The sequence below is a fragment of the Halomonas sp. KO116 genome, from assembly GCF_000734975.2.
In the GTDB taxonomy this organism is placed as follows: Bacteria; Pseudomonadota; Gammaproteobacteria; order Pseudomonadales; family Halomonadaceae; genus Vreelandella; species Vreelandella glaciei.
This window is the reverse complement of the sequence record NZ_CP011052.1, coordinates 1944998-1966980: the sequence shown is the minus strand read 5'-3', so window position 1 is coordinate 1966980 and position 21983 is coordinate 1944998. Positions and strand designations below refer to the sequence as shown.

The following is a 21983-nucleotide window of genomic DNA, read 5'->3' as shown; positions in this document are numbered from 1 at the left end:
CGGCTTCCAGAAGTTTGTAGGCCTTTTATTCGGTATCAGAGTGATTTTTTAGGAGAATTTTACAGACTTTTGGTGGTTGCCATGATGAGATACCACGCTGAACATTAGGGCAAATTAAGAGCGGAAATATGACCATTTTTCCCAGCAAGCTTTACTACCGAGACGCTTACCGTAACTGGGCGCAAATATTTAAAATCATGGCGGTACTATGGTTAGTGCTTGCCATGTTTATGGCGATTCCCTGGGTCGTATTGCTGGTAGAAAATGACCCCGATGCACCTGCCTTTGGTGTGTCTATTCTGATTGTCCTAAGCGCCACTCTCACCACCTGGTTACTCACACGTAAGGTGTCGCTAGAGTTAAAGCCCTGGCAAATGTTTGTGCTCACAGCAGCCAGTTGGGCAAGCATCACAGGCTTTGCGAGCCTACCGCTGATTTTAGGCGCACCGCAGCTCAGCGTGACCAATGCCGTATTTGAATCCGTCTCCGCCATTACCACTACCGGTTCGACGGTGATGGTGGGGATTGAGCATTTATCCGACGGATTGAAGCTATGGCGCGGCTTAATGCAGTGGATGGGCGGCATTGGCATCATCGTCATGGGTATTGCCATTCTGCCGTTTCTGAAAGTGGGCGGTATGCGGTTATTTCATACCGAATCTTCCGACTGGTCGGATAAAGTTATGCCCCGCACAGGCGGCATTGCTAAAGCAACACTCAGTATTTATGTAGCCCTAACGTTTGCGGCCATGGTGAGTTATTGGGCGGGGGGAATGCTGCCGCTTGACGCCGTTGTGCACGGCATGACATCTCTGGCTACCGGTGGTTTTGCCAACTCAGACGCCTCCTTTGGTGCATACGCCGAGCAGCCTTGGCTGCTGTGGATGGGCAGCTTTTTTATGCTAAGCGGGGCGCTGCCGTTTGTTTTATATATCCGTTTTATTCGTACATCGCGCAACGCACTGTGGAAAGATCAGCAAGTCCTCGGACTTCTAAAGCTGCTACTGGCCGCGATAGTGGTGCTTAGCGGGTGGCGGGTGCTGCAAGGCGATGATTGGTTTGTTTCGCTTACCCACGTCACTTTTAACGTGATTTCAGTGGTCACCACCACTGGCTACGCCTCGGATGACTACACGCTATGGGGCGCGTTACCGGTGACTGCTTTTTTCTACCTCACTTTTGTGGGCGGCTGTAGTGGCTCTACCAGTGGTGGCATGAAGATCTTCCGCTTTCAAATTGCCATGCTGATGCTGCTCAACCAACTGCGTTATCTTATTCATGCCAACGGCGTGTTTACTACTCGCTACAACCAACAGCCGGTCACCAGCGATATTTCCAGAAGCGTGGTGGCCTTCTCGTTCTTCTTCTTTATTACTATTGCGGCACTGGCCCTTGGCCTTTCAGCACTTGGGCTGGATTTAGTTACCGCTATTTCTGGTGCAGCCACTGCGGTGGCCAACGTCGGCCCCGGCCTGGGCGATATTATTGGCCCGGCAGGAAACTTTACGTCGCTACCGGAAGCGGCGAAATGGCTGCTGTGTATCGGTATGTTGATGGGCCGCCTGGAAATTTTGACGGTGGTGGTACTGATGACGCCGATGTTTTGGCGCCGCTAATGCCTTCAGATCACTATTGTTTTTTTCAGGTACCTAGGACGTTGCAGGTCGCTGCGCTGGCTCTACCAACAGCCGATAGCCGACCCCGGCTTCTGTTTGAAGTAGCACTGGTGTTTGGGGGTCATCGCCGAGCTTTTGGCGCAGGCGGCTGACCACAATACGCAGGTAATGGGTGTCGTCTACATGGGTCGGCCCCCATACTTCTTTGAGCAACTGGGTCTGAGTAACAACGCGCCCGGCATAGCGGCAAAGACGGGCCAGCACGGCGAACTCTTTGCGGGTCAAATGTACACGTTCCTGGTGCAGAAAAACCTGCCTTAACTCAAGATCGATCACCAGCCCCTGGCTAACATAGTAGCTAGCGGCCACCTCTCCCCTGGCTTGCTGCGACTGACGCTGGACGGCCCTGATGCGGGCAAGCAGCTCTTGGATGCCGAAGGGTTTGGTAACGTAATCATTGGCGCCGTTATCCAGCGATAAGACTTTCTCCTCCTCCCGATCCCGCACGGATACTACAATTACCGGCACAGCGCTTTGCTCACGGATCCCCTGCAGCACCTCGTGGCCATCCATATCGGGTAGGCCCAAATCAAGCAGCACCACGTCGGGCGATTGGGTATATACCGCTGCCAAGGCCTGCTCACCGTTCTCTGCCTCCAGCACACCGTAGCCTTGGGAGGCTAGGCTGATACGCAGAAAACGCCGAATTTGCTGTTCGTCGTCAACAATCAGAATGCGCCCGTTACCCTCATTCTTCATCCATCTTCCTCATATCTGCACCTAACAGTGGCAGCGTAATGACAATAGCGGTGCCTCGGCCATTTTCGCCTGTGTCAGCGTTGATCGTGCCGCCGTGGGCACCAATCATGCCACGACAAATGGCCAAACCGAGGCCACTGCCATGGGCGCTGCGATCACCGTCGCCGCCGCTGTAAAACATATCAAATACCTGCTCGCGCAGCTCGGGGGAAATCCCTGGGCCTTGGTCTTCAATGGTGATTACCAATGTGGCTGGATCACCTTCATTCAGGTGGGCCTTAATCAGTAGCTCGCCACCGGGTGGCGAGAAGCGCTGGGCGTTATCCAGCACGTTAACCAGCGCCTGCTCCACCAGCGCGGGATGAACGTACAACAGCGGCAACGTAGTAGGCCACTGTTTCCGTACCACGACGTGTTTCAGCGATTGCCCCAGTCGCTTTAGCGCTGAGTTGATGACGTCGTCAAACGACACCCAGTCACGCTCTATTTTCAGCGAGCCGTGCCCCAGCCGCGTCATATCGAGCAGGTTTTGAATATAGCGGTTGAGCCGCTCGCTCTCGGATAATATGCCGTCTAGCAGCTCGCGCTGATCGTCTTCACTGAGCTGGGGTTTTAGCTCAATCAGTGAGCTGGTGGCGCCAATGATAGATGACAGCGGCGTGCGCAGGTCATGAGAGACCGACGAGAGTAACGCGGAGCGTAAGCGCTCGTTCTCTTCGGACACACGTGTGGTATTCAATTCGGCCACTAATCGTGTGCGCTCCAGGGCCATACTGAGTTGGCGCACCAGAGCGTCAATTAGCGACTCACGCTCATGGTTGAGTGCCTTTGGACTGGCCGACAGTTTGAGCGCCAGCATCCCTACTTGCTCTCCCTGCACCGCGAGCGGAAGTAAGCGCCACGCCTGCTGGCTCAATGTTTGTGTGCCCTGACCGCTCGGTTTTTGGTGCTGCCAACTCCATACCGCTGCCTGCTTGGCGGTCATGTCCAAACGCTCGGCATCCGGTAGCGCGTAGACCACTTGCACCTCACTAGCGCTTTCCGCCGTTTCAATAAAGATAACGGGGACTTCAAAACACTGCACCAGCGTATCGACACCCACTTTGGCGGCGCTGGCACTGTCGGTGGCGGTAGAAAGCTGCTCGGCGTAGCGCAGCAGAAGCTGAGTCTGGTCGCGGCTGGCCCGCAGTGCGACTAAGCGCTGGCGTCCACGACCCGCCAGTTGCCCCACCACTAGCGCTACCAAAAAGAAGAACACCACCGTCAACAGTTGCCCCCGTTCCACCATGGCAAAGGTCAAACGCGGCTCGGTAAAGAAGAAGTTAAACACCAAAAAGCCCACCACGGCACTGAACATGGCCATAGCGGTGCCCGCCCAGATAGCGCTGAACAGCACGGCGGCTAAAAACACCAGCGACAGATTGGCAAGCTCCAGCCAAGGTTCTAGCAGGTGGGCGATTCCCAATGAGGCCATCACCGCCAAGCTGGTGGCGAGTAGCTGGGGTGGACGCACTCTCCAGCCAGGCTGCTGCTTACGCATACCTTGCTTCACGCTCCCCTGAGCCACTACCACGATATCAAAGACATCGGTATGCGCGATCAAACGTTGGGCAAGCGGCCGCGACCACGGCCACCAGCGGCGCTTGCCGTCGCGGCCCACCATAATTGTGGTGGCATTAATCGAGCGGGCGTAGTTGATCACTTCGTCTAGCTGGCTATGTCCTTGCAAGCGAAGTGGGTCGCCTCCCAGCCGGGTCACCAGACTAAATATCTTCTCAACCGCTAGCTGCTGCTCGGGCGAGTCGACACCCTTATCGACATAGACCGCCCGCCATACGGCCAGGCGCCTCTCGGCCATTCGGTGGGCTGCGCGCACGAGGGACACATCGTCTTCACTACCGTTGACGACCACTAGCAGGTGCGGCCTTACCGGCCAAGGGCCTGCTCTGCCGCTAGCATCCATAGCCACTTTCACCACCCGCTCGGCCATGGTTTGAATCGCCAGCTCGCGCAACGCATTGAGGTTCGACTCATTAAAGTAGCCCTCCATGGCGGCGCGTGCCTGCTCGGGGATATACACCTTGCCGCGCCTTAAACGCTCAAGCAGCTCCTCCGGGGTTAAGTCCACCAGCGATACATCCCGGGCGCGCTCTAGCAGTGCATCGGGAACGGTTTCGCGCATGCGAATGCCGGTAATCCGGGCCACATCGTCGTTGAGGCTTTCCAAATGCTGGACGTTCACCGTTGTCCAGACATCGATCCCCGCATCCAGCAACTCTTCGATATCCTGATAACGCCGTGGATGTCGGCTGCCGGGGATATTGCGATGGGCCAACTCGTCTACCAGCAAAATAGTGGGCTTCCGCGCTAGGGCCGCATCGATATCGAATTCGTAAAACGTTCGGCCATGGTGCTGTAAAGGCGCCAGCGGAATACGTGACAGCCCCTCACAGAGAGCTTCGGTGTCGGCGCGGCCGTGGGACTCCACCACGCCAATTACGATATCGTCACCCTCTTCTGCTCGCTCCCGGGCCGTGCGTAGCATGGTGTAAGTTTTGCCTACGCCGGGGGCGGCTCCCAAAAACACACGCAAACAGCCGCGCGCCTCTCGGCGTGCGGCTTTTAGCAATGCATTGGGATCGGGTCGCTGATCCGCTGAATACATTTAGCTACTCCACAGGGGGTACAGACGAGGTGGTGGTGGCGACGGGAAAACGCTCATCCAAGCTCACATTCAACCGCAATACGTTGACCACTGGCGACCCCAGCCAGCCTGTGTTTTCAAGCGCTTGGTCGATCATCTCAGTGACGCTAGCTTCGTCGATTTCACGTGCCTGCGCTACCCTTGCAACCTGTAATTGAGCGGCTGGTAACGAGATATGCGGGTCAACCCCGGAGCCCGACGCGGTGATCAGATCAACCGGAATTTGATCGACGCTGACGCCTTCCCGCTGGGCAATCGCCTGCGCATCGGCCTTGGCACGTTCACGAAGCGCTTCATTACTAGGCGCCAGGTTAGATCCTGAAACCCCGCCCGCATCGTTACCCGCCGCTGACGGGCGACCGATAAAGTATTCATCGCTGACAAAGGTTTGTGACACCAGGCTTGACCCCATCACCCGACCATCGGCGTCACGAATCAAGCTGCCGTGTGACTGCTCAGGAAACAACCAGCCACCGACCGCTGTCGTCGCTAAGGGGTACACCAGCCCAAGCAGAACGGCCATCACCACCATCAAGCGCAGCGCACTGCCCCAAGTGGCTTTTGCCTCAAACGTTGGTGCCTGCTGCTCTTCGTCATTAATCGCCGTGGGATCTTTAATACCTATATTCATGACGCTTCTCCTAGATAAACAGCGCAATCAGCATGTCGAGCAGCTTGATGGCAGGGAACGGTAGCAGCAGCCCACCAAGGCCGTAGATCAGCAGATTGCGGCGCAATAGTACCGTTGCTGAAGCGGCTTTTACGGACACGCCACGCAGCGCAAAAGGAATCAGTGCGGGAATAATCAACGCATTGAACAGCACGGCTGCCAGCACCGCCGTGGTGGGTGAATGCAGGTTCATTACATCCAGTACGCCCAGCGCCGGGAAACTTGCCGCAAAGAGGGCCGGTAAAATCACGAAGTACTTAGCGACATCGTTCGCCAAAGAGAACGTGGTCAATGCGCCTCGGGTCACCAGCAGCTGCTTACCAATTTCCACCGCGCTGATGAGCTTGCCGGGGTCGGAGTCCAGATCGACCATATTGGCGGCTTCGCGGGCGGCTTGGGTGCCGGAATTCATGGCCAGTCCAAGATCGGCCTGGGCCAGCGCCGGAGCGTCATTGGTGCCGTCACCGACCATGGCCACCAGACGGCCACTGGCCTGCTCTTCGCGAATCAGCGCCAGCTTACGCTCAGGCGTGGCTTCGGCGATGTAGTCATCGACCCCTGCCGTGGCGGCTATGGCCGAGGCGGTAATCGGGTTGTCACCGGTGATCATCACAGTTTTGATGCCCATGGCACGTAGCTCGGCAAACTTCTCCGCGATGCCGCTTTTGATCACGTCAGACAGCGCTACCACACCCAGGATCTGCTGGTTTTCCGCTACTGCAATAGGGGTGGCACCATCGCGGGATATACGCTCAATGACCTGGTTGTAGTCGCTGGGGATATCGCCGCCCTGCGCCTTTACCCACTCGGTAATGGCATTGGGGGCACCTTTACGTAGCTTTCTACCGCTAGTTAGATCCACCCCTGACAGGCGGGTTTCAGCGCTGAAGGCTTCAAAGGTTGCGCCATCCGCTTCTTCGCTAAGCTGCACATCCACACCCTGCTCAGTGGCCAGCGTCACAATCGAGCGGCCTTCAGGCGTAGGGTCTTCCAGAGAGGTTAAAAACGCTACATCGCGTACCCGTTGACGCGGCACCTGCTGGCAGGGGGCGAACTCCGTCGCGCGGCGGTCGCCCAGGGTAATCGTGCCGGTTTTATCCAGCAACAGCGTGTCGATGCTACCAGCGATCTCTACTGCCTTGCCTGACTTGGCGACCAGATTGGCACGCATGGCGCGCTCCATACCGGCAATGCCAATGGCAGGCAATAGACCGCCAATGGTGGTAGGAATCAAACACACTAATAGTGCTACCAGCATGACCGTCGAGGTTTCTACTCCTACGAAAGCGGCCATGGGCACCAGCGTGACCACCACGATCAGGAACACCAGGGTCAGCATCGCCAGCAGCACCGAAAGCGCCAGCTCGGAAGGCGTTTTCTGACGGCTAGCGCCCTCTACCAAGGCAATCATACGATCCAGCAGGGATTCACCGGGATTGGCGCTGACTTCAATAATCAGCTGATCCGAGAGCACTTTGGTGCCCGCACTGACGCCGCTGTTATCGGTGCCCGCTTCACGCAGCACCGGCGCGGACTCACCGGTTACCGCCGACTCGTTGATAGACGCCGCACCCTCGACGATATCGTCATCTGCCGGAATCAGCTCACCCGCCACCACTTTCACTCGGTCGCCTTTACGCAGTGAGTCGGCGGTTACGGCGCTGGTGGTGCCGTCAGCGTTTAGCTTAGCCGCCTTGAGTTCCCCTTTGGTTTTGCGCAGCGCGCCAGCATGGGCCTTACCCCGGGACTCTGCCAGTGACTCCGCACCGGTGGCAAACAGCACGGTGGCAAGCAGCAGTAGCGCAATGGTGAGCGCAAAGCCGCCGTTTTCGCCCTGGGCGAAAGCAATCGGCGTTAGCCCGAAACACACTACCGTACCAATGGCGACAACCGCCATAACCGGGTTGCGCGCCAGTAGTTGGGGCGCAAGCCCTTTTACCGCGCCGGTGACGACTTGGCCAATAGGCAGCGAACGACGCGGCTGTTTAGCAAGCTCTGTATGTGACATCTCTTTTCTCCTAGAAGCCTTGCACGACGGATTCTGCAATCGGGCCAAGCACTAACGCCGGTAAGAAGCCAAGCAGGTTGACAATCACAATCACCCCTGCGGTTAAGCCCATAAAGGCGGGGCTATCCATGGGCAGGGTGCCGCGCCCCGCCGGTGCCGTGCGCTTAGCTGCCAACCAACCGGCTACCGCTAATGGCACTAGCATGGGTAAGAAGCGGCCAATCAATAGGGCGACCACGCAGGCGATATTCCACCAGGGGGTGTCATCGCCCAGCCCTTCAAAACCAGAGCCGTTATTGGCAAACGCGGAGGTGAACTCATAAAGCACTTGCGATAAGCCATGGAACCCTGGGTTGGAATTGGCGGCCGCACTTGGCATCGCCACGGTCAGCGCACTCAACCCCAGGATGACCAGCGGCTGAGCCAGAATCGCCAGTGAAATCCAGCGCATTTCGCGGGTTTCTAACGGTTTACCAAACAGCTCGGGCGCCCTGCCCACCATCAACGAGCCCACAAAGGCCGCCAACATCAGGTAGAGGAAGAAGCCAATCAGCCCGACGCCCACCCCACCGAAGGTCACGTTCACAAACATATCCATCAGCAGCATCATGCCGCCCATGGGGTTGAAGCTGTCGTGCATGGCGTTGACTGAGCCGTTGGAGGTTTGCGTTGTCCAACTGCCCCACAGAGCGGAAAGGTCAGTGCCAAAACGCAGCTCCTTGCCTTCCAAGTTGGCCCCCGGCTGGGAGAGTTCGACCAGGGCTGCATTGGGCATGCGTTCCGAATAGACCACCACCGAGGTGGAAATAAGAGAGAACGCGATCATCACGGCACCAATGCCCGTCATTAGCCGACGTCGACCACTGATCAGAGCGATCGCGATAAGCAGTGCCACGGGGATAAGCGTGAGTGAAGCGGTTTCGATAACGTTCGCCAGCGGCGTGGGGTTCTCAAGGGGCACGGTGGAGTTGGGGCCATACCAGCCACCGCCGTTGGTACCCAACTGCTTGATCGCCACCATGGACGCCACAGGGCCTAAGGGAATCGACTGCACTTCTTCCACCTGGGGATCCAGCATGTCTACCTGGTGGGCGGCCGGTACGCCCTGCCAGGTCAGCAGCAGTGCGACAACCGCTGCCAGTGGCAACATCACCCGTACCACGGTGCGGGTAAGGTCGTGGTAGTAGTTGCCAACGCCGTTTAACACCTTGGCAGGCTTAGCGACTAACAAAGTGCGGGCAATCGCGACCAACACTGCGAGCCCCGTGGCGGGGGTTAAGAACTGCAGTGTGACAATGGCAAAGGTTTGGCTTAAATGCGAAAGCTGCGCTTGGCCAGAGTAGTGCTGCTGGTTAGTGTTGGTAGCAAACGACACCGCTGTATGCAGCGCCGTGTCCCACGGCATGCCGGGGATGCCGTCCGGGTTGAGTGGCAATAAGCCCTGACACATAAAGACCAGCCATGCCAGCAGTATCAAGCCCACATGCAGCTTAAGGATGGCTAACGCGTACACTTGCCACGTCATGGCGTGTTGACTGTTAACGCCCGCCAACCGGTAGATAGGCTTTTCAATCACGCCAAACAGCGTATCGAGCCGGTTCGTCTGTGTGCTTAATGCAAAAGCAATATAGATACCCAAGGGCACACTAAGCAGAGCCACTAAGGCGTAAATAGCGATCATATCGTTCATGACGATCTCCTAAAAACGCTCGGGACAGATGAGCGCGTAAAACAGATACGCCGCTGTGCCGGTCGCGATGATTAGCAATGCAATATTCATGGAAGTGCCTCCTTTGATTGGCACCTTGAGCTTAGAGATTGCAGGCGTAAAAATTCGATGGCGTTTAAGGCATTAGCCGTCAAAAAGGCGTAAAAAAAGCCCTTTCCGTCGGGCAAAAGCAGAACTGAGTCCACCTACCCTCGACAGCTTCCCCTTAGATAGGTGAGTATCTGTATTAACATGTCGCCAAAGTGATCTAACTACCGATGAAGATTATTATTTTAGGCGCCGGCCAGGTCGGCGGCACACTGGCTGAACACCTCGCCCGCGAGGAAAACGACATCACTGTCGTTGATACTGACGCCAAAAAATTGCGCGACCTGCACACTAAACTCGATATCCGCACCGTCACTGGGGCGGGTTCCTACCCGATTGTGCTGCGCCAGGCAGGCTGCGAAGACGCCGATATGTTGATCGCCGTCACCAACAGCGACGAAATCAATATGATCGCCTGCCAAGTCGCCCATACGCTGTTTCGCACCCCGACCAAAATTGCCCGGGTGCGCGCCACGGCGTACTTAACCCGCAAGGGTCTGTTTGCCCACGAAGCGATCCCCATTGATGTATTGATCAGCCCCGAGCAGGTGGTCACCGACCACGTACGCCGCCTGATTGAGCACCCCGGCGCCCTACAGGTGCTGGAGTTTGCCGGTGGCCTGGTACAGCTGGTGGCGGTCAAAGCCTTCTACGGCGGCCCGCTGGTAGGCCAGGATTTAGCCTTTCTGCGCCGCCATATGCCCAACGTGGATACCCGCGTGGCGGCGATTTACCGCCGCAACCGGCCGATTATCCCCCGCGGCGATACGATCATTGAAGCCGACGACGAGGTGTTCTTCCTCGCCGCACGCCGCGATATTCGCGCGGTGATGAGCGAGCTGCGCCGGGTCGAGCGGGACTTTCGCCGCGTGGTGATTGCCGGGGGCGGTAATATCGGCGAGCGGCTGGCGGAGCATTTGGAGCATAGCCACCAGGTCAAGATCATCGAGCACAGCCTGGAGCGCTGCACCACCCTCTCAGAGCGGCTGGATCGCACCGTGGTGCTCCATGGCAGCGCCACCAGCAAGCGTCTGCTGGAAGAGGAGAATATCGAAGAGTGCGATATCTTCTGCGCGCTGACCAACGACGACGAGGTCAATATCATGTCCTCGCTGCTCGCCAAGCGTTTAGGCGCCAAGAAGGTGCTGACGTTGATCAACAACGCCGCTTATGTGGATTTGGTGCAGGGTGGCGAGATCGATATCGCTATTTCCCCCCAGCAGGCGACCATCGGCAGCCTGCTGGCGCACGTGCGACGCGGCGACATCGTCAACGTCCACTCGCTGCGCCGGGGTGCCGCCGAAGCGATTGAAGCCATTGCCCATGGCGATAAGCAGTCGTCTAAAGTGGTCGGCCGCACCATCCGTGAGATTGATCTACCAGAAGGCACCACCATCGGTGCGATTGTGCGCGGCAAGGAAGTTATCATCGCCCACGGCGATGTAATGGTGGAGAGCGGCGACCACGTGATTTTGTTCGTGATCGACAAGCGCCGCATTCGCGACGTGGAACGCCTGTTCCAAGTTGGCTTATCGTTCTTTTAAAAACACGTTTAACAGGCGCTTTTAGAGTGGCTAAATCTCGACCGCGCGACCAATAAACTCAATGGGCCCGGTGGGCAGACCGGTGGCCGAACCGGTTTCGTCTTCCAGCGTTAGCTCAAACAGCTGGTTATCTTCAAGCGGCGGCAACTGGTCTAAGCGTAAACGAATCGGCTGGCCTGGCTCCACTAAACCCAGCGATACCGGTGCCTGCCACTCATCCGCCTTGGTCCAGAACTCTAGCGCTTTACCTTCAGGCACTTCGAAGGTGCCCAGCGGGATCAGCTCGATTTCCTGGCGTGATGAGGCCTGTACGACCCAGCCTGCTGACTGGGTTTGTGGGGCAAGCAGAATCACCATGTACTCGGGCGTCGTTGAAATAGTCGGTTCAGTGACTTCATTTGCCAGCATTACGCCCATTACTAACGCCGCCGCCAAGCCAAACCCGGCAGCGCCGCGCCAAAGTGGCAGGCTGTGCAGCATACGCCGTGGCCTTTGCGGCGCGGCAGTGGCAGGTCGAGCACGCTTAGCAAGCGCTTCCCGTGACGTTAGGCTGCGCTCAATACGCGGCCATAAATAGTCAGAAGGCGTTACCGGATCGGTAATATCGGTATAGGGCAAGAAGCACTCTTCCCAAGCCATCACGGCTTTTTGCAGTTCAGGCTCATTGGGTAACCGAGCTTCCAGCGCTTTGCGCTGCTCTAACGACAATGTACCCAGCACGTATTCACCCGCCAAGGCATGGTCATCTTCATGTTCGTGATCATTTGGGCGGGTCATGCCATACACTCCCGTAGGCGCAGCAAGCTGCGTTTGATCCAGGCTTTAACGGTTCCCAACGGCGCGCCGGTATGAGCAGCGATTTCCGCGTGGCTAAGCCCATCGACATAGGCGTGGAGTACGCAATTACGCCGCTCGGGCTCAAGCGCTTCTAAGCAGCTATCCATCCGCTGGCCGGTCTCCCAATCGAAGGCTTCGTCGACAACGGAGGCGTGCTGAAATTGTTCGTCATGATCTAATTCGGTGGGGGCACTACTGTCAAACGTGATCTCGCGATCACGGTAACGAATGGCGTTTAAAGCCAAATGGCGCGCGATACTGAATATCCAAGCTCGGGCAGAGCCTTTATCGGGGTCAAAACTATCGGCCCGCTGCCAAATATTGAGGCACGCATCGTGGACAATATCTTCGGCCATACCACGATCTTTGACGATTCTTATGACCACGCCTAATAATCGAGCACTCTCATGGACATAGAGTTGGTGCAAGGCGTCATGTTCACCACGGGCACAGTTGGCTATTGCCGCGGCATGATCAAATTCTGAAGACACGTCAGTCAAACTTCAGCTCCCTGTTGACGGCACCGACGCCAGTCGTCGTTCTCGCAGACAGCATAGCCGCTGGGAACTCGCCAAACGAGTCCCCAGCACTCATTTAAGTTATTCAGCAGTCCAGAAGATATAGTCCGCCTGGTAAGTAACTACCGCGGTGGCACCGTCGTGATCCATATCACAGGCCACATCGGGCGCAACACCGCCGTGGGTGTTCAAGCGCTGAATGTAGCTAACGCCCATCATGGCGCCTTCGCCTTCAGCAGGGTTGGCTTCAACAAGCTGGAGCGGAATATTGCCATCGCCATTGGCGGCTGTGGCTAGCTGGGTGCCGGTGATTTTTGAACCGTCCAACGCTTCCCAGGTGGCTGGCGGGCCGTAGTAGCTACCCACCTGGCTGCCATTGCTAGCATTAAGCGCAGCGTGGGGGCCTTTAAACACCCAGCCCATGTTGCCGTCGTCTTTGGTTTCGCACATGTAAGTAATCGCGCCAACGCCAACCGTTTCGAGGGCGATGGTGTTGCCGTCCGGTACTTGGACATCCGCAGGCGTTTCGGCCAGAGCGGCATGACTGAAGGATGCAATCAGTGTAGCGGCTAAGGTAGCGCGCGTTAGATGGTGAAGTGTCATTTTCAGTCTCCTAAAAGGGTTTTTATCAGCCGCTTTAAATAGCGCCTGTATAGGGATTACCCGCGAGGAGACGTATTGGATGCACTATTTTTAAAAAATAAAAAACCCTGAGCAAGGGCTCAGGGTAACGAGTAGGAATAGTTAGCAGTGTTCGCTATAGCTTAAGCGGTCTTCTGCATCGCAATGGCGGTGTCCAGCATGCGGTTGGAGAAGCCCCACTCGTTGTCGTACCACGCCATAATCTTAACCAAACGACCATTTACACGGGTGTGATTGGTATCGAAGGTGGATGAGTTGGCATCGTGGTTGAAATCGATGGAGACCAGCGGCTCGGCATTAACCGCCAGCACCGGCGAATTCGCTGCAGCCTTCTCGACGATGGCATTGATTTCTTCTTTGGTGGTATCGCGGCTGGCGGTGAAAGTAAGATCCACCAGCGACACGTTGATCACCGGCACACGAACTGCCAGGCCATCGAACTTGCCAGCCAGTTCCGGCAATACTAAACCTACCGCCGCTGCTGCCCCGGTTTTGGTCGGGATCATGGAGTGGGTCGCACTACGAGCGCGGTAAGGGTCAGAGTGGTAAACATCCGACAGGTTCTGGTCATTGGTGTAAGCGTGCACCGTGGTCATCAGACCGTTCTCGATACCTACTGCATCGTTCAACGCTTTCGCTACTGGCGCCAGGCAGTTCGTGGTGCAGGAGGCGTTGGAAACCACCGTATGCTCGGCGGTTAGAATATCGTCATTCACGCCGTATACAATGGTGGCATCGGCGTCGGGGCTGGGTGCAGAAATAAGCACCCGCTTGGCGCCAGCAGTAATGTGCTTGGCAGCCGCCTCGCGCTTGGTAAACAGCCCTGTGCACTCCATCACCAGGTCGATATTCATCGACGACCACGGCAACTGTGCTGGGTCACGCTCGGAGGAGATCGCGATACGATCACCATCCACCGTGATGCTCTCGTTGTCATGCTCTACCTTGAAAGGGAAGTGGCCGTGCACAGTGTCGTGACGCAACAGGTGGGAGTTCAGCGAAGGATCGCCCAAATCGTTGATAGCGACAACCTGTAAACGGTCGCGGTAGCTGTTCTCGTAAAGGGCGCGCAGTACGTTGCGGCCGATACGGCCAAACCCGTTAATCGCAACTCTTATTGTCATGATATAGCTCCTCATTAACCAATGGTAGCAAGTGTCGCATTTAGTAAAAAAATTACTAAAAATACGTATTTAAGCGTCATGAGGCTGAAAATTCGTATAACAACGGCCCCAAAAGGCTTATAAATACCCAATATGTAGTAAAATTACTATATAAACGCTACCGTAGTCCAACATTAAAAGCTGGTCTTAGAAAGCCAATACAAGTAAAGGGTTCCGCCATGAGTGATGCACAACCGCCCCGCCAAGCTATCCGCACTCTACAAGCACGCAAACGCATTGCACTGATTGCCCACGACGGCAAGAAGGTCGAAATGCTGGAGTGGGCAACCCGCTGGCAAAGCGTGCTCAGCCAGCATGAGCTGATCGGTACCGGCACCACCGCCGGGCGCTTGAAAACCGCGCTGGGACTCGACGTTGAAGGGTTGATGAGCGGGCCGTTGGGCGGCGACCAACAAATTGGCGCACGCATCGCCGAACAGCGCCTCGATGTACTGATTTTCTTTTGGGACCCCTTCTCGCCGCAGCCTCACGACCCCGACGTCAAGGCGCTGCTGCGCTTAGCCGCCCTGTGGAATGTGCCCGTTGCCTGCAATGCGGCCACCGCAGACTTCCTGCTTTCATCGCCCTATCTGGGCGAAAGCTACGATATGTCGATTCCGGATGCCAACGCTTGGGCCCAGGCCAGAACGGTCTAAGCAGCAAGCATTAAAACGCTGTACTCAGCGGGTGTGCAGGTGGCGGGCAACTACCTGCAGCCCACACTCGTAGTGGCCGTCCAAGGCGGCCAACGCGCAGTTCAGCGTCAACGCAGCAATCCGGTCATAATCCTGCAACACTGAATTGACCGGCTGGGGGAGAAAATCCAGTAGCCGGTGATCGCCAAAGGTGGCCAAACGGATATTTTCTGGCAAGCCACCACGCTCCAAGAACACATCAAACACCCCTTCCAGCAGCGTATAAGACGCCGTTACCAGCGCATCGGCGCCGCCTTCCTCATCCAACAGCCTGGCTGCAAGGCGCGCCCCTTCGCTACGCTCATAGCTCACTCCACTCAAGATCAGCGGCACAATCTCCGTGCCGCTCAATGCCGCCTGGAAACCGGCCCGCCGTTCGCGGCTGATCGATAGATTCGGCATTGCCTCCAGCCACGCCACACGTTTGGTTGCCCCGCCGATTACCGAGCGTGTCAACGCCTCGGCCGCTTCGCAGTCATTGCTCACCACACTGGAAAACAGCTCGGGATTCAGGCCACGGTCCATGCCCACCACACACCAGCCCTCGTCTACCAGATCGGCGTAGAAGGTGTCGTCGCTGGGCAGACAACTGGCGGTGATCAACACCTCACAGCGCTGGGCACGCAGCGCCAGGGCGAGTGCTCGCTCGCTCTCAGCACAGTCATCCGAGCTGACGATCAGCAACTGATAGCCCTGCTCCCGCGCGCCACGCTCCAGGCGTTTCGCCAGCCGGGCATAACTGATGTTCTCCAGATCCGGCACGATAAGGCCCAGCAGACGGCTCGCCCCACGACGCAGAGCGGCCGCCTGCGGGTCTATGTGGTAACGGTGCTGACGTACTACTGCCATCACTTTCTCAATCGTTGCCACGCTAATACGGCGCTGCTCGGCCTGGCCATTAATCACGTAGCTAGCGGTCGTGCGCGAGACGCCGGCTAGCCGGGCAATATCGGCGAGTGTCATTCGGGTTCCCCTTGGTGTGACCGGGCAGTTTATCAGCAAGTAAGCGCCTACCAGACCAAAGTCTAAAAGCACGAACCTTGCGTCATGCAGTGAATCGATTCAGCATAGCACTAACACTAGATTCATTGGCAAGGATGAATCACCGCTGAAGGGTCGATTCATCCCACTGGCATTAATGCCATTACCATGATCATTTAACGACGATCACTTATGTACACGCCCTGCACTCGGCCCACAGTACTCACCGAAAGTACTTTGCAGCAACAGAGCGCGTTTACAGGAGAATACTATGTTGACACTCGGCCCCGATGACATCCTGCTAGGCCGCCACGCGGATAGCTGGCAAACCGCTCTGGACAGTGCTGCTGAAGCGCTGGTAGACGCTGGATTAGTTGAGGCCGAGTACCGCGACGGCCTGCACGACCGCGAAGCCCAGTCATCGACGTTCCTGGGCAATGCCATTGCCATCCCCCATGGCACGCCAGAAAGCCGTCGGCACGTGAAGCAGACTGGCGTCCGCGTGCTGCAGTTTCCCCAAGGAATCGAGTGGCACGACGGTCAACAGGTGCATGTGCTGGTGACCATCGCGGCCCAGAACGATGAGCACTTGGATATTTTGCGCCAGCTCACTCACGTGCTGGATCGTGACGGCGTTGCCGAGCAGTTAGCCAGCGCCAGTTCCGCTGCCGATGTGGCGCGCCTGCTGTCCAAACCGGCGCTTGAGCCACGCTTGGATGCTGATACGCTATGTGTCAATTTTCCCGCCCAAGATCCGCAAGAGCTTGCCTTGGCCGCCGCTGCCCGCCTGCGTCAAAGCGGCTGCGTCGATAACGCCTTCATTGCCGCTGTCGCCGCCGCTCAACCCACCTGGTTAGGCAAGGGGTTGTGGCTGGCCAGCAGCTCGCAAGGGGTTAATCAGCCCGCGCTTGGGGTCGCCACGCCAGCGTCGCATACCTTGGAAAGCGCTGGCCACCCGCTCCATGCGCTGTTCTGCTTAGCTGCCCACGGTGATGCCCACCGTCCGCTGCTAGAGCAATTAATGGCCTTGCTGGATAGCGGCGCCAGCGACACGCTGCTCACATGCAACAGTGCTCAACTGCTTTCCCTGCTGGCGGGCGAGACCGCCAGCACCCACACCCGTCGCGTTCGAGTGCTTAATCCCCATGGCCTGCACGCCCGCCCCGCCAAGCAGTTGGTGCAAGTCGCCCGCGCCCAGGCCATGGCGATCAATGTGCGGCTGGAAGAAGGCAGCGCCACGCTGGTCTCGGCGGCCAGCTTGACCAAGGTGATCGGCCTGGGCGCTCGCCGCGGCCAATGGCTGGTGCTGTCCGCCGAAGGTGATAACGCACGTCAAGCGCTCGAGAGCGTGGCGGAAACGATTGAGGCTGGCTTGGGCGAGAAAATAACGCCCCTTGACGGCGGCTTTGACACCGCACCCGAAGCCAGCACGACTCAACCGGCCGTCGAGCCACTGGCTGCCGACACGCCCCATACCGGCGTGGCCGCTTCGCCGGGCTTGGCCATTGCCCCGGTGTTTGTTATCCGCCCCATGCAGTTCGACTACCCCAAGCACGCCGATGACGCGGAGCAACAGCTCATCCGCCTGAATCACGCCATCAAGGAGGGCGCGGCTCAACTGGAGGCGCTGGTTCGCAATGCCCAGGGCGGCGAAGTCGCCGATATTCTCTCGATGCACGAAGAGATGCTCGTCGACCCGGAACTTCACCACGCGGCCTCGGATGCCATTCGCGAAGGACGCTCGGCGGAAGCGGGCTGGTGGGAAGCGATTGAAACCGCTGCCCACGCCCAGGAAATGCTGGCCGACCGCCTGCTGGCCGAACGCGCCGCCGACCTGCGCGACGTAGGCCGCCGTGTGCTTGGCGTGCTCTGCGATGTGACGCTTCCAGAACCGCCTGACCACCCCTATATTCTGGTCATGGACGACATCGGCCCTTCCGATGTGGCGCGCCTGGATACCTCCCGTGTGCGTGGCCTGCTCACTGTACGCGGTGGTGCGACAGCCCACAGTGCCATTCTGGCCCGCGCACTGGGCATTCCTGCCGTCGTTGGCGCGGGGCAAGCGGTGATGGCGCTCAACAACGCCAGCATGATGATTCTGGATGGTGATCGTGGCCGGGTAACATCGCAACCTTCCGAAGAGCGGTTACAGCGTGCCGAGCAGCAGTTGCTCGACCACCAGCAGCGCGAAGCCGCTGCCTGGGAAACCCGCTTTGAGGTTGCTCAAACTCGCGATGGCCACCGTGTCGAAGTCGCCGCCAACCTGGGCAATACCGCCCACGCTGTCGATGCAGTAGAGCGCGGCGCCGAGGGTGTTGGCCTGCTACGTACTGAATTTCTGTTTATGGCCCACGCCAGCGCCCCGGATTTGACCACTCAGATCGGCGAGTACCGCCAAGCGGTGGAAGCGTTGGGCGGCCGCCCGCTGGTGGCACGGACCCTGGATGTGGGCGGTGACAAGCCGCTGCCTTACTGGCCGGTCCCCCAGGAAGATAACCCCTTCCTGGGACTGCGCGGCATTCGCCTGGCGCTGACCCAGCCCGATGTGCTCGAGACCCAACTGCGGGCACTGCTGATGGCCAGCAAGGATTACCCTTTGCGCATCATGCTGCCAATGATCAAGGACATTGCTGAGTTTCGGGCGGTCAAGGTGATCTATGATCGCCTGCTGCAAGAGATCCCCACCTCCCAGCGCGCCACCGATGTGCAGCTCGGGGTGATGATTGAAGTACCTTCCAGCGCGCTGCTGGCACCCAGCCTTGCCGCCGAGGTGGACTTTTTCTCAGTGGGCACCAATGATTTGACCCAGTACACCCTGGCGATTGACCGCGGCCATCCGGAGCTTTCTGCCCAGGCCGATGGCCTGCACCCGGCGGTGCTGCGTCTAATCCAGATGACCGTGGCCGCAGCGCATAGCCAAGGCAAGTGGGTCGGTGTGTGTGGTGAGCTGGCCTCGGATGCCGTGGCTATTCCCGTATTAGTTGGCCTGGGCGTGGATGAACTCTCGGTCAGCGCGCGGCAGATTCCTTTGGTGAAAGCTCGCCTGCGCGAGTTTGATTTTGCAGACGCCCAGGCCATCGCTCAGCTAGCGCTTTCACAAGCGACCAGTGACGAAGTGCGTGATGCACTGGAGGCGCGCTAATGGCCCGCGTGCTTTGCATTACGCTCAACCCAGCGCTGGATTTAGCGTTTAACCTTGACGCCTTAGTATTGGGCAGCGTCAACCGCCCTACCAGCGCGCAGCTAGAAGCCGCTGGTAAAGGCGTTAATGTTGCCCGTGTATTGGCAGAGCTTGGTCATAGCGTCACGGTCAGCGGCTTTTTAGGCAGCGAGAACGACGCGCCCTTCGCCCTGGCTTTCAAACAGCTGGGGCTGGCCGATGCCTTCGTGCGGGTGCCCGGCAGCACGCGTATCAATGCCAAACTGGCCGAACAGGGTGGCCGCGTTACCGATATCAACGGTCCCGGCATGCCGATTGACGCCACACATTTACAAACACTAATCGACACGCTGGACGCCGAACTGAGCAGTGCGACGCCCCCCCAGGCAGTGGTTGTCGCTGGCAGCCTGCCCCCAGGGCTGTCACTGGAGGGTTTTCGCCAGCTGCTGGAGCACTTGAACGCCAGCGGTGTGCCGCTATGGGTGGATACCAGCGGCCCGGCTCTTAACGCCGCCATCGACGCCCACCCGGCGGGCATCAAGCCCAATGAAAATGAACTCGCCGACTGGGCAGGCGACACTCGCGACACGACACCAGCGCGCTTGGCGGCCGCCAAGCGGCTACATCAAAGCGGCATCGCCCATGCGCTTGTGTCAGCGGGTGCCGAAGGCGTGCTGTGGGTGAACGCCCAAGGTGCCTGGCACGCCACGCCCCCCAAGGTGACGGCAACCAACACGGTGTGCGCTGGCGATACCTTTGTCGCGGGCATGCTCCACGGCTTACTTAATCAACACGACCCGGAACGAACGCTGCGCTTTGCTACCGCACTCTCTGCTGAAGCCGTACGCCATGTCGGTGTCGGCAACGCCAACGCTGCGGATTTCGACTCACTCCAACAACACACCCGGATACGGCGTCTTGATGACTCCATCACCGAGGGAGCTACGCTATGAACATAATTCTGATTACCGCCTGCCCCAGCGGCATGGCTACTACCTTCCTCGCTGCCAAACGCCTCGAGCAGGCTGCCCAACGCCAGGGCTGGTCGGTACACGTTGAAATGCATGGCGAAATCGCGCCACTGCAGGCTGCTACTGCTGATCAGATTGCTAACGCCGATTTGATTGTGGTCGCCGCCGATCACGTGCCCGCGCCGGAACGCTTCGAAGGCAAGCGCCTCTTTCAGGCACCGATTGCCAGCGCGCTCCCCGACCCTAACGGTTTTCTGGCCCAGGCCAAGCGTGAAGCGCCGATTTACAGCTCGCCTGCCGCGCCTGCAGCCTCCGTTTCTACCGCTGCAAGCAGCGCGGGTGGCAAGAAAATTGTTGCGGTCACCGCCTGCCCTACCGGCGTCGCCCACACCTTTATGGCCGCCGAAGCGCTCTCGGAAGCAGGCAAAGCCATGGGCCACGCCATTCGCGTGGAAACCCAAGGCTCGGTGGGCGCACAAGATAAATTAACGGAAGAAGAGATCGCTCAGGCCGATGTAGTGCTACTAGCCTGCGATATCGACGTTGATCCGTCGCGGTTTGCAGGCAAGCGCATCTACCGCACGTCTACCGGCAACGCGCTGAAAAAGCCGCGCCCCACCATTGAAGCCGCGCTGGAAAACGCGGCACTGGAAAGTAGCGGTTCGGCCAATACCACTAGTGACAATAAGAGCGTCAAAGAGAAAGGGGTTTATAAGCACCTGCTCACCGGCGTTTCCTTTATGTTGCCAATGGTCGTGGCGGGCGGTCTGCTGATTGCACTCTCGTTTGTATTTGGCATTGAAGCGTTTGAGCAGGAAGGCACCCTGGCCGCTGCGCTGATGCAAATCGGTGGTGGCACCGCCTTTGCGCTGATGATTCCGGTGCTGGCAGGTTATATCGCCTACTCCATCGCGGACCGCCCCGGCATCGCACCGGGTATGATTGGTGGCATGCTGGCGGCTAATATCGGCTCCGGCTTTATCGGCGGTATTTTGGCAGGTTTCCTGGCAGGCTACGTGGCGCTGGCGGTTACGCGCTACGTCAAACTGCCCTCCAGCGTTGAATCACTAAAGCCGATTCTGACCATTCCTCTGGTTGCCAGCCTAGTCACCGGCCTAACCATGATCTATGTGATTGGCGAACCGGTCGCGGCGCTGCTTAATGCGCTGACCAGTTTCCTGGAATCCATGGGCTCCACTAACGCGGTGCTGTTGGGTATTCTGCTCGGCGCAATGATGTGCTTCGATCTGGGTGGCCCGGTCAACAAAGCCGCTTACACCTTTGGTGTGGGCCTGCTCGCCTCAGAAACCTACGGCCCCATGGCGGCGATCATGGCGGCGGGAATGGTGCCTGCCATTGGTATGGGCATTGCCAGCTTTGTCGCGCGCAATAAGTTCTCGGCACCGGAGCGCGAAGCGGGCAAAGCCTCTTTTGTATTGGGTCTGTGCTTTATCAGTGAAGGCGCGATCCCCTTCGCGGCTAAAGACCCGCTGCGGGTCATTCCGGCCTGCATCGCGGGCGGGGCACTGACCGGTGCGCTCTCGATGCTGGTGGGTGCGAAGCTAATGGCTCCCCATGGCGGTATTTTCGTACTGCTGATCCCCAACGCCATTACCCCGGCGCTGCTCTACCTGGGTGCTATCATAGCGGGCTCACTGGTTACCGGGTTAGGCTATGCGTTTATCAAACGCGGTGCAGCTCAAGTGGCGGTGGCTACTTAACGGCTGACCCTACCCTGTGTGGGCAGGCAATCGTGCCTGCCCACACAAATACGTAGCTTTACGCAGTTAATGCAAGTCTAAGCCTAAATGCCCTCTACTCCTCGCCGTTTTTTATGTAGTATTTTTACATAACGCCACGTTTAGTTTGCCATTCGGTTCTGGTTACTACATTCACTTA

17 protein-coding genes are annotated in these 21983 nt (G+C 58.0%); 6 read left to right on the top strand and 11 right to left on the bottom strand.

What is annotated here, in order from left to right; translation table 11 throughout:
* Window positions 1-128 precede the first annotated feature (128 nt).
* Entirely contained in the window at window positions 129-1616 is a 1488-nt protein-coding gene (locus tag KO116_RS09070; protein WP_035557061.1) for a TrkH family potassium uptake protein, read from the top strand.
* A gap of 33 nt (window positions 1617-1649) precedes the next feature.
* Here KO116_RS09070 and KO116_RS09065 read toward each other — a convergent pair whose 3' ends face one another.
* Genes KO116_RS09065 through kdpF form a run of 6 tightly spaced genes read right to left on the bottom strand, consistent with a single transcriptional unit; the run spans window position 1650 to window position 9537 of the window.
* The gene (locus KO116_RS09065; protein ID WP_035557059.1) at window positions 1650-2375 is read right to left on the bottom strand and encodes a response regulator; all 726 of its coding nucleotides are present in this window, start codon (window positions 2373-2375) and stop codon (window positions 1650-1652) included.
* Window positions 2365-5040, bottom strand: a complete 2676-nt coding sequence (locus tag KO116_RS09060; protein WP_035557056.1) for a sensor histidine kinase — start codon at window positions 5038-5040, stop codon at window positions 2365-2367. The genes KO116_RS09065 and KO116_RS09060 overlap by 11 nt, the downstream gene beginning before the upstream one ends.
* A gap of 4 nt (window positions 5041-5044) precedes the next feature.
* A complete protein-coding gene (gene kdpC / locus KO116_RS09055) occupies window positions 5045-5710 on the bottom strand; it encodes a potassium-transporting ATPase subunit KdpC (RefSeq protein ID WP_200897141.1) in 666 nt (221 codons plus the stop codon).
* 10 nt (window positions 5711-5720) lie between these two features.
* A complete protein-coding gene (gene kdpB / locus KO116_RS09050; protein WP_035557054.1) occupies window positions 5721-7757 on the bottom strand; it encodes a potassium-transporting ATPase subunit KdpB in 2037 nt (678 codons plus the stop codon).
* Between the two features lie 10 nt (window positions 7758-7767).
* Window positions 7768-9447 carry a potassium-transporting ATPase subunit KdpA gene (gene kdpA, locus KO116_RS09045; RefSeq protein WP_035557052.1) on the bottom strand — a complete coding sequence of 560 codons (1680 nt, stop codon included), beginning with the start codon at window positions 9445-9447 and terminating at the stop codon, window positions 7768-7770.
* Between the two features lie 9 nt (window positions 9448-9456).
* Window positions 9457-9537, bottom strand: coding sequence for a K(+)-transporting ATPase subunit F (kdpF, locus tag KO116_RS26285; protein ID WP_081742537.1), 81 nt, complete (start codon window positions 9535-9537; stop codon window positions 9457-9459).
* Window positions 9538-9743: 206 nt separating this feature from the next.
* On the opposite strand from kdpF, the gene trkA reads away from it, so the two are divergent.
* The gene (trkA, locus tag KO116_RS09040) at window positions 9744-11117 is read left to right on the top strand and encodes a Trk system potassium transporter TrkA (protein ID WP_035557051.1); all 1374 of its coding nucleotides are present in this window, start codon (window positions 9744-9746) and stop codon (window positions 11115-11117) included.
* Between the two features lie 30 nt (window positions 11118-11147).
* On the opposite strand, the gene KO116_RS09035 is transcribed toward trkA, so the two are convergent.
* The 4 genes from KO116_RS09035 to gap form a co-directional block, all read right to left on the bottom strand.
* Window positions 11148-11894 (bottom strand): anti-sigma factor, encoded by a 747-nt coding sequence (locus KO116_RS09035; protein WP_035557049.1) that lies wholly within the window; start codon window positions 11892-11894, stop codon window positions 11148-11150.
* Window positions 11891-12445: a sigma-70 family RNA polymerase sigma factor gene (locus KO116_RS09030; protein WP_235272559.1), complete on the bottom strand. Its 555-nt coding sequence runs from the start codon at window positions 12443-12445 to the stop codon at window positions 11891-11893. Before KO116_RS09030 ends, KO116_RS09035 begins: the two co-directional genes overlap by 4 nt.
* 108 nt (window positions 12446-12553) lie before the next feature.
* On the bottom strand, window positions 12554-13075 hold the full coding sequence (locus tag KO116_RS09025) for a DUF3455 domain-containing protein (protein WP_035557047.1): 522 nt from the start codon (window positions 13073-13075) through the stop codon (window positions 12554-12556).
* A gap of 161 nt (window positions 13076-13236) precedes the next feature.
* Window positions 13237-14238 (bottom strand): type I glyceraldehyde-3-phosphate dehydrogenase, encoded by a 1002-nt coding sequence (gene gap / locus KO116_RS09020; RefSeq protein ID WP_035557046.1) that lies wholly within the window; start codon window positions 14236-14238, stop codon window positions 13237-13239.
* A 218-nt stretch (window positions 14239-14456) separates the two neighbouring features.
* On the opposite strand from gap, the gene KO116_RS09015 reads away from it, so the two are divergent.
* Entirely contained in the window at window positions 14457-14933 is a 477-nt protein-coding gene (locus tag KO116_RS09015; RefSeq protein ID WP_008956990.1) for a methylglyoxal synthase, read from the top strand.
* Window positions 14934-14957: 24 nt separating this feature from the next.
* On the opposite strand, the gene cra is transcribed toward KO116_RS09015, so the two are convergent.
* Window positions 14958-15935: a catabolite repressor/activator gene (cra, locus tag KO116_RS09010; protein WP_035557045.1), complete on the bottom strand. Its 978-nt coding sequence runs from the start codon at window positions 15933-15935 to the stop codon at window positions 14958-14960.
* Window positions 15936-16224: 289 nt separating this feature from the next.
* Between cra and ptsP the strand changes: the two genes are divergently transcribed.
* Genes ptsP through KO116_RS08995 form a run of 3 tightly spaced genes read left to right on the top strand, consistent with a single transcriptional unit; the run spans window position 16225 to window position 21805 of the window.
* Complete coding sequence (ptsP, locus tag KO116_RS09005) at window positions 16225-19095, top strand: phosphoenolpyruvate--protein phosphotransferase (protein WP_035557042.1); 2871 nt, start codon at window positions 16225-16227, stop codon at window positions 19093-19095.
* The gene (pfkB, locus tag KO116_RS09000) at window positions 19095-20066 is read left to right on the top strand and encodes a 1-phosphofructokinase (RefSeq protein WP_035557040.1); all 972 of its coding nucleotides are present in this window, start codon (window positions 19095-19097) and stop codon (window positions 20064-20066) included. The genes ptsP and pfkB overlap by 1 nt, the downstream gene beginning before the upstream one ends.
* The gene (locus tag KO116_RS08995) at window positions 20063-21805 is read left to right on the top strand and encodes a PTS fructose-like transporter subunit IIB (protein ID WP_035557035.1); all 1743 of its coding nucleotides are present in this window, start codon (window positions 20063-20065) and stop codon (window positions 21803-21805) included. Before pfkB ends, KO116_RS08995 begins: the two co-directional genes overlap by 4 nt.
* The last annotated feature ends 178 nt before the right edge of the window (window positions 21806-21983 follow it).